General features: G+C 55.1%; 11 protein-coding genes and 1 pseudogene. 4 read left to right on the top strand and 8 right to left on the bottom strand.

Annotated elements, in window-relative coordinates:
* Positions 1-83 precede the first annotated feature (83 nt).
* Complete coding sequence (locus ACZ25R_RS06645; protein WP_464665066.1) at positions 84-1085, top strand: SIS domain-containing protein; 1002 nt, start codon at positions 84-86, stop codon at positions 1083-1085.
* A 566-nt stretch (positions 1086-1651) separates the two neighbouring features.
* On the opposite strand, the gene ACZ25R_RS06640 is transcribed toward ACZ25R_RS06645, so the two are convergent.
* The 6 genes from ACZ25R_RS06640 to ACZ25R_RS06615 form a co-directional block, all read right to left on the bottom strand.
* Complete coding sequence (locus ACZ25R_RS06640; protein WP_472460507.1) at positions 1652-2380, bottom strand: amino acid ABC transporter ATP-binding protein; 729 nt, start codon at positions 2378-2380, stop codon at positions 1652-1654.
* 36 nt (positions 2381-2416) lie between these two features.
* On the bottom strand, positions 2417-3091 hold the full coding sequence (locus ACZ25R_RS06635) for an amino acid ABC transporter permease (RefSeq protein ID WP_472460506.1): 675 nt from the start codon (positions 3089-3091) through the stop codon (positions 2417-2419).
* A complete protein-coding gene (locus ACZ25R_RS06630) occupies positions 3088-3765 on the bottom strand; it encodes an amino acid ABC transporter permease (protein WP_464665071.1) in 678 nt (225 codons plus the stop codon). The genes ACZ25R_RS06635 and ACZ25R_RS06630 overlap by 4 nt, the downstream gene beginning before the upstream one ends.
* A gap of 104 nt (positions 3766-3869) precedes the next feature.
* Positions 3870-4658: an ABC transporter substrate-binding protein gene (locus tag ACZ25R_RS06625; protein WP_464665073.1), complete on the bottom strand. Its 789-nt coding sequence runs from the start codon at positions 4656-4658 to the stop codon at positions 3870-3872.
* An 87-nt stretch (positions 4659-4745) separates the two neighbouring features.
* Positions 4746-5252: an AsnC family transcriptional regulator gene (locus ACZ25R_RS06620; RefSeq protein WP_472460505.1), complete on the bottom strand. Its 507-nt coding sequence runs from the start codon at positions 5250-5252 to the stop codon at positions 4746-4748.
* 475 nt (positions 5253-5727) lie between these two features.
* Positions 5728-6534, bottom strand: coding sequence for an MBL fold metallo-hydrolase (locus ACZ25R_RS06615; protein ID WP_472460504.1), 807 nt, complete (start codon positions 6532-6534; stop codon positions 5728-5730).
* A 107-nt stretch (positions 6535-6641) separates the two neighbouring features.
* Here ACZ25R_RS06615 and ACZ25R_RS06610 point away from each other — a divergent pair, with 107 nt between their 5' ends.
* Positions 6642-7997, top strand: coding sequence for a sensor histidine kinase (locus ACZ25R_RS06610; RefSeq protein WP_472460503.1), 1356 nt, complete (start codon positions 6642-6644; stop codon positions 7995-7997).
* A 72-nt stretch (positions 7998-8069) separates the two neighbouring features.
* On the opposite strand, the gene ACZ25R_RS06605 is transcribed toward ACZ25R_RS06610, so the two are convergent.
* Entirely contained in the window at positions 8070-8387 is a 318-nt protein-coding gene (locus tag ACZ25R_RS06605; RefSeq protein WP_472460502.1) for a hypothetical protein, read from the bottom strand.
* Between the two features lie 673 nt (positions 8388-9060).
* Between ACZ25R_RS06605 and ACZ25R_RS06600 the strand changes: the two are divergent.
* Positions 9061-9174: pseudogene (locus ACZ25R_RS06600) on the top strand (NAD-dependent epimerase/dehydratase family protein); the annotation flags it as partial.
* Between the two features lie 143 nt (positions 9175-9317).
* Here ACZ25R_RS06600 and ACZ25R_RS06595 read toward each other — a convergent pair.
* Positions 9318-10868: a L,D-transpeptidase family protein gene (locus tag ACZ25R_RS06595; protein WP_472460501.1), complete on the bottom strand. Its 1551-nt coding sequence runs from the start codon at positions 10866-10868 to the stop codon at positions 9318-9320.
* Between the two features lie 66 nt (positions 10869-10934).
* Here ACZ25R_RS06595 and ACZ25R_RS06590 point away from each other — a divergent pair, with 66 nt between their 5' ends.
* Positions 10935-12731: a chloride channel protein gene (locus tag ACZ25R_RS06590; RefSeq protein WP_472460500.1), complete on the top strand. Its 1797-nt coding sequence runs from the start codon at positions 10935-10937 to the stop codon at positions 12729-12731.
* Positions 12732-12765: the final 34 nt, after the last annotated feature.

Here is a 12765-nt window from a genome sequence, read left to right as displayed (position 1 = left end):
CAACCGCGCCAGGACAGGAAGAATGTTCGACAGCCGGATTTCAAAAGCAGCGCCGCGACGGCGCCAATACCCAAGAGGATTCTATGAAAGCTACCCTTAGTCCGGATATCGCCAAAGCGCTTGAGGCGCTCGCGAAAAAGCCTGTTTCCCAAGTCTTTCTTGTCGCCTGCGGCGGCTCGCTGTCCATCATGCATCCGGGCAAGTATTTTCTCGACCGCCATTCAAAGACCATCACGTCAGATGTTTACAATGGCGATGAATTCGTCTGCCGCGATCCGATGAAACTCGATGCCGACGCCATCGTCATCCTATGCTCGCAGACGGGAACAACCCGCGAGACCGTGCGCGCCGCCAGACATGCCAAGGAAAAGGGTGCAACCGTGATCGGCATGACGCTCGATCCGTCATCGCCGCTCGCCGATGCGGCCGATTTCGTGCTGCGTTACCAAGCGTCCTACACGACAGGCATTGCCATCGACGCTGCAGATAGCAACTACGCCATCCTCTACATGCTGCTCGCCGGCCTGGTAAAGATTGCCGACGGAGCCGACTATCTGCCTTCTCTGCTAAGGAGCCTCAGCAACCTGCAGCCGGCCATCGAGGCGGCGCATGTGCGGTACGCCGATCTGTTCACGACCTTTGCCGAGCGTTTCAAGGATCGCGATGTGATCTATACGACGGCGAGCGGCGCGAACTATGGTGCCGCCTATTCCTTTGCAATCTGTGTTTTGATGGAAATGCAGTGGATCAATTCGCAGGCTATCCATGCCAACGAATTCTTCCATGGACCGTTCGAAGTCGTCGACAAGGATACATGCTTCATCACGATGATCGGCCTCGACGAGACCCGTCGCTTGGAGGAGCGGGCACGCGACTTCCTCTATCGTTTCGGGGACAAGGACAACATACTGGTGCTCGATGCCAAGGATCTGGATCTTGCTGGAATCGACGAACAGTTCCAAGGCTATCTGGTGCCTCTCATCTTTTTCGATGCTCTCTGGAAATTCGCCTATAAGCTCGCCGCACACCGCAACCAGACCATGCTGGAAGCCCGCCGCTACATGAAGAAGATTAGCGACTACTGATCGCCGGATCCGGCAGGCCGCCCGTCTGCCGGATGTCTCCGATACTTCGAACCAGCTACGGTGAACACCAGCACTATGGTTTTTCCCCATACAGGAGCAATTGCAATCATGTCCTACAGCTTCCACGCAGGCGCGGGCGCAGTTCTCTTGCTCTCTGTAAGGCTGAATCACATCCCGGCTCGTTGAAAGCCAGCATCATAGCGCAGTCGTCTTGATGAAGAGTTTGCAACAAAGCCGGATGCTGGCCGTCCCCACCAGAATATCGAACTGTAACAGCCATCGTACCATTGGCTGCAAGAAATTTGGCACGCTGGACAGCGAACAGACGCCTGACCAGCCGAGAACGACAATGCCAATTTCCGTTGGATCGTGCGGAATCCGAAGGCTTCCTTGAAGTTCGCCAGTAAGCAGGACTTCGTTGAAGCGTCTCATCGCTCATCCATGCTTTAGACACACTTAACAGTATTGCAGGCGCCATTCGCGGTCAAAGGGCTCTTTGGCCGAGCTGCGAAATATGTCTTGACCTCCAATGTTTCCAGTCCACCATAAGGAAACTGATGAATATATCAGTGGCGCAGGATCTTGCTGAGAAAGGCACGGCTGCGATCGGTCGTTGGATGAGAGAAAAACTCTTCCGGTGTACCACTTTCCACAATGGCCCCGGCATCCATGAACACGACGCGCTGTGCGACCTTGCGCGCGAAACCCATTTCGTGGGTGACAACCATCATGGTCATTCCTTCTTCGGCTACGCTGACCATGACGTCGAGCACTTCGCTGATCATCTCGGGGTCGAGGGCTGATGTCGGTTCATCAAACAGCATGATCTTGGGTCGCATGCAAAGGCAACGGGCAATAGCGACCCGCTGTTGTTGTCCGCCGGAGAGTTCAGATGGGTAAGCGTTGAACTTGTCGGCGAGCCCAACTCTTGCGAGTAACTCACGCCCAGCCGCTTCGGCGGTCGAACGAGCGATTTTCCGCACGTGAATCGGCGCGAGTGTAACATTCTCCAATGCAGTTTTGTGCGGATAGAGATTGAAGGATTGGAACACAAAGCCAATTTCGGCACGCAGATCGGTCATGTTCGTTGTCGGATCGCCGACGCGTTGACCGTCGACGATGAGATCACCGTCCTTTGTGGTCTCAAGACCGTTGACGCAGCGGATCAAGGTGCTTTTGCCAGAACCGCTTGGTCCGCATACCACCACAACCTCGCGCGGTTCAATGCTGAGGGTGATATCTTTGAGCACATGCAGTGCTCCAAACCATTTGTTGACACCGCGAAACTCAATCATGCCTGGTACTTTCTTTGATGGTGTATCTGCCAGAATTCACAATTGTACCTCGCCATGAGCCGTTCCCATGCGACGTTCAAGTTTGCGGGCAAGCAAGATGAGCGGATAGCAAACGATGAAATAGCCAACGCCGACAATGGCGAACACGAGCAGCCCATTGGGTACCCGTTGTACCACCAGCCAGCCAACTCGGGTGAGGTCGGTCAAGCCGATTGCGGAGACGACAGAGGAATCCTTGATAAGAAGAACATATTGCCCCACCAGTGGTGGCAAAGACATTCGCATTGCTTGCGGTAACACGACTTGCCGCATGCGTTGCCAGCGCGACAGGCCCGAGGCAAGGGATGCCTCGACCTGGCCGGTTGGAACGGCGCGGATACCGGCGGCAACGATTTCGCAAATGAAGCAGGCCGCAAGGTTGGACAGTGCAATGATACCAGCTGTGAAAGCATCAAGCTCAATGCCCAGTTCCGGTAGGATGAAGAAAATCAGAAAAATCTGCACGAGGAATGGAGTTCCACGTATCAGATCGACCCAAGCGCCAATCATCCGACTGATCAACTGATTGCCCCCTGTCCGCACTATACCGAGGGCAAAGCCGATGAACGTGCCCAGAACAAGACTGATCAATGACAGCGCCACAGTCATGCCAAGGCCCCGCAAAGCCAGCGGATAGCTCCCGATGAGACTTTGGAATTGTTGCCAGATCATGTTCGGCTCCTCATCGGCTGCGAACCAAGCCAACGCCCTGACAGGGCCGCCAGACCCTTCAATCCATAATAGAGGATGAGATAACACGCTGCGGTTGTTATAAAGCCCTCCGCCGGCATGAAGCGGTCAGAAGCAAGAAGCTGCCCGGCACGGGTCAGTTCGGAAACGGAAATCAGGGACAGCAGCGCGGAATCCTTCACCAGCACAATGGCTTGGCCAAGGAGAGGAGGGATGGTCACGCGAAAAGCCTGGGGCAGGACCACGAGGCGCATGCGCTGCGTGTAAGTCATACCGGATGCAATACCTGCTTCTACCTGCCCGCGAGAGATCGAAAGGATGCCCGCCCGGATGATCTCGGCGATGTAAGCTCCGCTGTTCAACGACAGAGCAAGAATGCCGACAACGAGTTCCGGCAGTACGATACCCAGTCGCGGCAAACCAAAATAAAGGAAATAAAGCTGCGCCAGCAGCGGGGTTGCACGGATAGCATCGATATAGATCTTTGCCGGAACTTTCGACAAGCGCGAGCGTTGCAAATTCATTGCGCAAAGCACAATCCCAACCGCAAGTGCGCCGGCAAAGGAAACGACGGACAACCAAAGCGTGGCAAGGAAGCCGTGTGCGAACAGCGGCAGGTACTCGGCAATGGTACGGAAGCTGAAATTTTCAAGCATGTCCGGGATGATCCCTCAGGCGACTGTGCAAATGATGATCCGGCAGACGGGTGGCCCCGAACAGGTTAAAGAACCGGCTCACGGCCACCCAAATCTATCCCTGCCTAGTGATCCTTCTTCCAGGCGTCCGAGTTAACCCAGTAATCCAGATTTTTCTGGAGGCGACCGTCAATGGCGACCTGATCAAGAAACAGATTCATCCAGATGAGGAGGTCCTGCTCGTCGTAACGCGTGGCAAAGGCCAAAGGCTCTTTCGACAGCATTTCCGGCATGACTGTGAAGGTCCCGGCCGGATATGCGGCCGATTGGCCCTTTACAGCGGAGACATCGTTGACGCCGCAATCGGCCTGACCGTTGTTGACGGCATCGAGGAGGAGAGGGCCGCCACCCTTGTAACTCTTGATGTCAGCATCGGGGAATGTAGCCTTGGCGACCTTTTCTCCGGTAGCACCCAGCAATACCGCGATTTTGGTGCCTGCTGCCTTGCAGGAGTCGATCGTGGTGAACTTACTGCCTGCTTTCGCAAAAACGGTACTGCCCGTAAACATGAAAGGTTTGGTGAAGGCGACTTTCATGGCGCGCGGCAGGGTCGGGGTCATGTCCGCCACCAGCAGATCGGCCTTGCCGGAAAGGAGCGCCGGAATAAGCCCATCCCAGTCAAAGTCGAGAAAACTGATTTTCACGCCCATTTCCTTTGCCATCAGCTCAGCAAGCTCCACGGAACTTCCTGTGCGTTTGCCGGCTTGGTCAACCATGGAAAAGGGTGGACCTTGTGTCTGTACTGCGACACGCAATTCTCCACGCTTGACGATATCGTCGAGCGTTCCGGCACTCGCGGCGCCGGCAGCGGTGAGCATCGCAAGACCTGCGACAAACAACTTGGCAATCTTCATTCCTGGTTCCTCCTTGTTATATGTCCGTCCATTTTTAGACGTTCTTGGTATGGGTCCTATCTTCTCGGACAGGATCTTTCAGATCCTCTATTCGCTTACCGGTACCTCTGTGCTTTTGGACCAGCATCCTTCCGGCAGATTGACCCATTTGTTGCACGACGCCATCACCACGAAGGTTTCCGTACGGACGATCTCTCCCAGATCACCAACAGCAGGGATCAATTCGCTGGTGACCCGATAAAGGTCAGCGACATCCCCGGCAACGACAACGTCGACAATAATATCGAACCGTCCTGTCACGACGGATGCAGAATTGACAAAGGGTAGTTCTGCAATGCGCCGCGCGATCTCCCGCGCCCGGCCACGCCCTTGTGCATTGACGCCGACAATGGCTGAAATCAGTTCCGGACGCTCGGTCAGGTTCAGCAGTCCTGTGATCTTGAGAAGGTTCCGGTCAAGCAGATTGCGCAGCCGCGTCCGTACTGTCGGCACCGATATCTCCATCATCTCAGCGAGCCGCGTAATGCCGAGCTGCGCATCCTGTGAAAGCAGTTTGACGAGACGACGATCGGTTTGGTCGAGATGATCCCGCAAGGAGTTTAACTTTCATAAACGGAAAAAAATGGAGAGAAATTTTTACAATACACCACATCCTACGTGTGATGTATGGATATTACAAGGGTCTGTTCTCGAGCTCATTTACCCGCCCTGCGACTGTTGATGGAAGATGCGCCGTACTTGAAACGACACGCCAAATTGATCGTGTCCTAACAACTGCCGAGGTTGTACAGGTCGTCAATCGCCCCCGAACAGTAATATTGTCGGCAAAAACTGGTGAACCGGAATGATTGCGCCGCACTCTTCACCGGAATTTTTCGAAGCTAGCGGCTGTTACCCCGGGGTTGATCGATGGCAACCCAAGACCTATTCGAAGACGATCCACCCGGTTCGAAATCAAGGCTCGGATTCCGGCAAGGATGGCGACGGCGCACTGCGGTCACCAGGCGTCGCGATTGGTGTCTTCTAAAGTAGAATTGAGCCTACCACGCTCGGGTGGGTCTCAGCGATTCTATAGTGGAACGTAGCTGAATGTCGAGCCGTTCTCGCTCACTTTGCCAACACCCGGAGAGTCAAGATGTGCTCCAGCCACATATACGTTCGGACGTGTGGCAAGGCGTAGCATCGATAAACGGCTGGAACGGGCCATATCCTGGTCGGCATCATACTCCCATGTCAGTTCCGGCCTGTCGAACTGGATCGACTGTACGTGGACAATGTCTCCCCAGATGATCAGCGTTTCGCCGGCGCTCGATATTTCGTATGTGGTGTGGCCGACCTCGTGGCCGGGGGCGCCTACGGCCGTGACGCTCGGGCTTAGCTTGAAACCATCGTCGATCGGTGCGCGAAGCTCGCGGAACCGGGCAACCCTCCCGATCTTGTCGAATAGCGGGATTTCGGCTCTTGGAACGAAAAGCCGCTGGAGATTTGGGAACGCATCCGAACCATCCGCAGCCACCAAACCATGGGCGTGATCTTCGTGAGTGTGCGTCAATGCGATCGTGCCGATTTTTTCACGTTTGACACCGGCGTCCCCGAGTGCGCGAAGAAGTTCGCCCATCGTCGGGCCCAAAGAGTTCGACGCTCCCGTATCGATCAGAATATGCTCGTCGCCGTCAACAATCAGAAATGCGTTAACGGACAGTCGAAGCTTTCCACCGACCAATTCCACTTGGTCGGGAAGGTCTTTGAACGGTTGGTTTCCCGTTTGGCGCAAGCGTCTGGTGGGCATATCGATATAGCCATCCCGCAGCGCGATCACTGCGATCTTGCCGAGACCGTATCGAACATAATTGGCACCGGAAGCTAGTCTCTTCATTTTATCCTCTTTCACATTTTAGCCATGACTAGCGCCTGCGGTAAGCTGACTTTGTCAGGTGGGACGCTCTAAGAAATCTGTATCAGCATGGCAATGACGACAATCCTTTGTCCGCCACGCTCGTTGCAAATTACCCGTCCGGCGGAAATGATGAGGCCGTGCGCTCAATCGTATCCGATGTGATGAAACAGCCTCTCGACACGATCCGTGGTTTTGCCGACCCGCGTTTTCCCGGACGATTTTTCACGGCTGTTCACTCCGAACGCAATAATTTTCATTATACGATTGTCATGCTCGTGGACGTGAAGGAAATGCTTGGGCCCCTCTTGTCGGAAGCCTCCGCCAAAATTGAGTGGGTCATTGGTGATGTACCGGCCATTCCATCGGGACAGCAGCCCTCCGGCCTCAGCCGTCTGCTTACGTTGGAGAAAACCATCATCGCGGGCCCGAACACGCTCGCGCCGCAAGATTTTACCTGGTTTCCTGACGGAACCGCGTTTCGTATAAGCGAGACCGTCAATCTCGGCGCACTGTTTGATGCATTGGATTTCCTTGTTTATTGCGGCCTCTCGACGGTTGCTGTCGTGGCCGGATATTCCGCCTTGCATCAACGCCAACTTTCCAAACGCCTGCAACAATCCGAGGAAGAGGCACTGGGACGGGCTGCAAGATTGGAAAAGGAGAACCGTCTTGAGCACGCCGCGCGTGTCAACGCTGTCGGGGAGCTTGCTGCCGGTATCATCCATGAACTTGCCCAGCCCCTCACCTCCTTGCTCAGTCAAAGCCAAGCAAGTCTCATAATGCTCGGGCAGAAAGAAACTCAAATCGACCTCGTGCAACGCGCTATGGTTGCCAATATCAGGGACGCAAAAAGGGCCAGCAGCATACTGGGAAAGATCCGTGACTATATTGTCCAAACAACCATCGTACCCGAGATCACAAATCTGAACATTGCAATTCGGGAGATCGTCGAAATCCTCAGCCTGGATATCGAACGGCACGGTGTCTCTCTCGCCCTGCACCTTGCAGAGCCATCACCTGTTGCCAACATCAACAAAACAGAACTTGAGCAGGTGATCCACAACCTCCTTCGCAATGCTCTTGATGCGCTGAACCTGTCCGAGCAGATGAACAAGCGTATCACGATTGAAACGCGCGCTGAGCCAAACGAATCCATCATTCGCGTATCGGACAACGGACCCGGTTTGAGTGATGATACCCTTTCGCAACTGTTTCAACCCTTCTTCACCACCAAGAGCGATGGCATGGGATTGGGCCTTTCCCTGTGCCAAAGGATCATACAACGTGCCAGCGGAGTACTCACGGCTGCAAACGATGAAGGCGCCGCCTTCACGATCAGGCTACCAAGGACAGGAGAGGTTAGGCAAAGTATAGTGACAATGGACGAGGTCGTTGCTGTCAGCGATCGCTATATCGATCAAAAATGCATTCAAATGGCCTGATGGGACCTGTTTTTGAAACAGATCAATCATCTGCCTCTCTGACCAACTTGCCATTGGATTTGGCGGCAACCCTTACGTCTCCAACCCGGAAATCCCAGGCTTTTGCTCCCAGGAACTCCCAGCTGCAAGAATGCAGCTCTTGCCTGAGACATCGGTGATGACGATGGTCCACGTAGCTCCATGGGGAGAAAGAAACAGCTCAAGGATCGCCTTATCCCCAATCAGGCCGAAAGCCCCTTGAAGTTCCTGGAACTCATTCTTCAAATATTCGGCAATCAGAGCATGCTTTGCGCAGACGATTTCCTGCGTGTTGGCAGCAGTTCCACTCGCGGCAACCAATGCTGCCGCAAGCATGGATATCATCGTTCTGTGGATGTAAATGCGCTTCATAACGCACCTCCTTGGCCGAATCCGATCCGGCAAACAGGCGCGTTGTTGCGCTCAGTATACCGGAAGGATGACAGCCCGTCGCTTCTTACGCACCGTCTCGCTCCTTTCTGCGTTTCGGTTCCTGTCCGTGGAACCAGCAAGCGCTGATTTCACTTATGAATCACGTGGGGATTTTTCATCCGAACTTCAAGCCAAGAGCCCCCGGTATCAATGCCGCAGCCCCATTTTTGTGCAAACGACCTGACAGCACCTGACCGGTGTTATCCCATTGTTTTTGTTTTAGCGGGGCGGTGACATTGATCATAGGCGTCAGCCAGTTCATCGCCGATTACAACAACAACCGTTTTCCAACTGGGATCATGACTCGGCCTTTGAGGGAGGTTTGGCGCCTTTTGATAGGCCTGATCGTTTACCCATAAGCAATCCCCTATACCGAGTTCATGCCTTGTCGATCCGGAACAGTCCGGTTGAAGGAACAATGCACATCTCGCCGCCGGGAATGCCCACGCTTGACGAGTGGCCGGCTGGCCGGCCCTCCCTGTCAGCCGACACTTAACATCCAAGCCAAGCCTGCACTGACATCAAACCTGGATCATCAAAGGGGCAGGCCACGAGCATTTCTTCAACCATGCGAAAGCTTCGAGCGGCTCGATAGCGGCTTCTACCGCGCCTCGTGAAGGCAGGCGTGGATTGTCGCGCGCTCGTCCGCAGCGGCAAAAATCTTCTTGCCGGAGTGACCGCCGTGGAGGGCGACCTCTTTGACCCTGCGTCGCTCGTGCGGGCCGTGCAGGAAAAGCTGCTGCGACGCGGCTCTGGCGGCTGGGCTAAAACGTCAATGTCCACGGCGTTAAATGGAGAGCCTCAACAGTTTGTCCCGGTTAGACCGGTCTGCCCAAGGGACTGTAACTTACGAATGGTCGCATAATCCCGCTAGTTTTGCAGGCGCTCGCTCGGTTTGCAAAGGAAGCAAAGCTCGCTATGCAATGGCGCCGTTAGCCCGGCGAAAATGATCGCTCCATCATAGGGCATCAAAATCTCGCTGCCATCGGCACGTCTTCCGATAAGTTCCCCTTTGCTCACTGGTTCGCCAGCGGCAAATTGTTTTACCAGATGATCCTCATCGTGATCGGCGAGAATGGCATCGCAAATTTCCAGCACACGTGGTGTTTGGGCTTGTGGCCGCGCATCCGTAATCATACCGAGAGATGCCATGCCATTGACGACGCAGTCATAACCAACCTGTGGTCCCTTCGGGTCTAGATGCTGTCCGCATTCAACGGTAACCCCATAGCCGCCGGCAAAGCGCATAAATTCAGTTGTGCCTATACCATGCAGTGACGACAGGCCTTCGATTACGCCTGCATCGCGTTTTTGCTTAAGTGCTTTTTCATGCGCAGGCAGCCAGCCATGCACAACCAGCGGAAGATCAAGTGCTTTCGCCAGTGTATTCTCTGCCGCTTCATGGGCAAAAGGCTCAAGCGATCCGTTATTATCCCGTGGGCCTATCAGTGCGAAAGCTTCGCCTTCCGAGCTGAAAGAATGCAAATCAATCAACACATCATGGGCACGGAGCAGCGGGCACATGATGTTGGCCACGCGATCTTCATTGTCCTGCGGCATGGCACTTTCCGCAAGATTGCGATTAAAATTGCGGTCTCCGATACGGGTATTCTTGCGGAAGGCAAGCCCGTTGACCACCGGCACAAAAGTAACCTTGCCGCATTCCAGTTCTCTTTGGCCTGTACGAAACTCACTGATCAAACGGCTGATCGCATAAGGCCCGGCTGGCTCGTTGCCGTGGACGGACCCCGTAACAATCAGACGAGGCCCGGGTTTCATGCCGTGAAACGTAACGCTCTCAATGGATTTTGGCGGCGCGCTGACAAAGGGGACGAGCGGCGTCACCGGATCATCAATTGAAGTGATATCGACGACCATGCCGGGGCGCAGGCGCCGTGCCAGTTCCATCAAATGCTCATGCGCCACGACCACGCAGCCGGATGTGCCGCTGTAGTCTGGCCGCGCCGTGTGCATGAAAATGGCTGAACCCCCGCGAGCGTCAGGCAGTGCATCGTTCCAGCCGACAGGTATGATCAGATCAAACAACCTTTCGCCACGGCGTGAAGCTTGTGTTTCATCCGTTTCGAAAACCAGCTGATTATAGAAGGGGCTGTCGGCATCTTCTATCCAGCGGTAATTTTCGGGCTTGGGCAAAAACGGAAAATCGAAGCCACGAGGCTCTTCGCCGAAAACCGTTGGATCATAAAAACCGTAACGCAACGGATGACGGCCACGCGGCGTTTTACCGTCGCCTTCGCGTTTCAACTGTGGATCCACCAGCCCGTTGCGGCCAATGGCGCATTTGACGGTCCAGTCACCGATGGTCAGCAGACCAATATGCGGGGTTTGCGGGTCATACCCTGTGCGCACAACAATTGTGGGCTGTTCGAGTGTTCCGACCATAAACGGGTTTTGACTCATGGGATTAGCCTTGCTCTAACAAATGGCAACGGGCGCGATGAAAATGCTCACCGGACGAATTGATAAATGACGGAATATCGCCCTCGCGGCATTTATCGAATGCGGAAGGGCAACGCGGATTGCCGTGTACTCATACTCATTGGCATGGCTTTGATTGTCGGTACGTGCAGCGTTGGAGCCGCATGGTTGTTGATCCGCCTCATTGCCCTCGCCACAAATCTGCTTTGGTTTCACCGGATCAGCGTTGACGACGTATCACTCGCATGGACCCACCCAGGCATATCAACCATCGTCATCCCGATCGCGGGCGGATTGCTTGTTGGGCTGATGGCGCGGTTTGGCTCGGAGAAAATCCGCGGTCACGGCATTCCGGAAGCCATCGAAGCTATCCTCATCGGTGGAAGCAGGCTTCAGCTCAAAGTTGCCATCCTCAAACCGCTGTCATCGGCCATATCCATTGGTTCTGGCGGCCCATTCGGCGCGGAAGGCCCCATCATAATGACGGGCGGCGCGATAGGGTCTCTTATTGCGCAATGTTTCCACTTTAGTGCGGCGGAACGGAAAACACTCCTCGTTTGCGGCGCTGCCGCCGGAATGACGGCGATCTTCGGTACTCCGGTTGCGGCCGTTCTCCTTGCTGTGGAACTGCTCTTGTTCGAATGGAAACCGCGAAGCCTGATCCCTGTCATTGTAGCGTCGGTAGTCGCAATCGCATGGCGGCCGCTTCTGTTCGGCAACGGCCCGCTCTTCCCGCTGCTTTCAAGCCTGGTGCTTTCACCAACAGTGCTCATTGCCTGCGTTGGTGTCGGGATATCGGTCGGGCTTGCCTCTGGGCTTTTAACCTCGCTGCTCTACAGGGTGGAAGACGTCTTCGCGAAGCTTCCCGTTCATTGGATGTGGTGGCCGGCGTTGGGTGGCCTGGCCATCGGGCTCGGCGGACTCATCGAGCCGCGCGCCATGGGCGTTGGCTACGATGTGATCCGCGACTTGCTCGTAACCGACACGAATGCTCACACCGTCTGGGTTCTGCTTGCCGTGAAAGCTGCAATTTGGATCATCGCGCTGGCATCAGGAACATCCGGCGGCGTTCTTGCACCACTTCTGATCATGGGCGGCGCGATAGGCTCATTGGAAGGGCATTATCTTCCTGGCGTCGGAGGTTGCTGGGCCCTGCTGGGAATGGCTGCCATGATGGGCGGAACCATGCGTTCCCCGCTGACGGGCATTCTCTTTGCCGTAGAACTGACCGGTAATGTCGAAATGCTTGTACCGCTGCTGATCGCCACCGGCTCCGCATACACGGTAACGGTGCTTCTGCTCAAGCGATCAATCCTGACAGAGAAGATCGCGCGGCGCGGCCAGCACGTCACGCGGGAATATAGCGTCGATCCATTTGAACTGCTCCGGGTGTCTGATGTGATGGTTGCGCCTGCCGATACGCTGGCGGCAACCATGTCGGTCGATGAGGCAGTCCGCTTTTTCCAGTCCGACGACCATCGGCACAAGTCCTATCCGCTCGCCGACGCGAACGGTTCGCTTGTCGGCATCGTGTCTCGTGCCGACGTGCTGAAATGGAGCAGCGAAGGATCGCACCCGGATCAGACGCTGTTCGAGCTCGTATCGGATAGCGCAATTCTCGTTGGCTATCCCGATGAAATAGTTGCGCGTCTCGCGGATAGAATGGTGCTGAATGATCTCGGCCGTGTGCCTGTCATTGATCGCAGCAATCGCAAAATTCTGGGCCTGGTATCACGAAAGGATCTTTTGCAGATTCGGCGCTCGGCTCATTCGGCAGAGCAAGATCGGTCAGCCTATATTCGCTCCGGCAGAAAACCGGCGACACCTCAGATCAGCGCAATCTGATGCGCCGGTCATTTCCAAGACAGTGATGTCGTAA

Source organism: Phyllobacterium sp. RCAM01083 (assembly GCF_055685835.1).
The sequence above is the reverse complement of the archived record's forward strand: the minus strand, read 5'-3'. Positions and strand labels throughout refer to the sequence as shown.

What these genes read in the sequence shown, in the direction of transcription:
- ACZ25R_RS06590 (WP_472460500.1), top strand. Translation starts at nt 10,935, where the DNA reads ATGACGGAATATCGCCCTCGCGGCATTTATCGAATGCGGAAGGGCAAC.
- ACZ25R_RS06645 (WP_464665066.1), top strand. Translation starts at nt 84, where the DNA reads ATGAAAGCTACCCTTAGTCCGGATATCGCCAAAGCGCTTGAGGCGCTC.
- ACZ25R_RS06625 (WP_464665073.1), bottom strand. Translation starts at nt 4,658, where the DNA reads ATGAAGATTGCCAAGTTGTTTGTCGCAGGTCTTGCGATGCTCACCGCT.
- ACZ25R_RS06595 (WP_472460501.1), bottom strand. Translation starts at nt 10,868, where the DNA reads ATGAGTCAAAACCCGTTTATGGTCGGAACACTCGAACAGCCCACAATT.
- ACZ25R_RS06605 (WP_472460502.1), bottom strand. Translation starts at nt 8,387, where the DNA reads ATGAAGCGCATTTACATCCACAGAACGATGATATCCATGCTTGCGGCA.
- ACZ25R_RS06630 (WP_464665071.1), bottom strand. Translation starts at nt 3,765, where the DNA reads ATGCTTGAAAATTTCAGCTTCCGTACCATTGCCGAGTACCTGCCGCTG.
- ACZ25R_RS06640 (WP_472460507.1), bottom strand. Translation starts at nt 2,380, where the DNA reads ATGATTGAGTTTCGCGGTGTCAACAAATGGTTTGGAGCACTGCATGTG.
- ACZ25R_RS06615 (WP_472460504.1), bottom strand. Translation starts at nt 6,534, where the DNA reads ATGAAGAGACTAGCTTCCGGTGCCAATTATGTTCGATACGGTCTCGGC.
- ACZ25R_RS06635 (WP_472460506.1), bottom strand. Translation starts at nt 3,091, where the DNA reads ATGATCTGGCAACAATTCCAAAGTCTCATCGGGAGCTATCCGCTGGCT.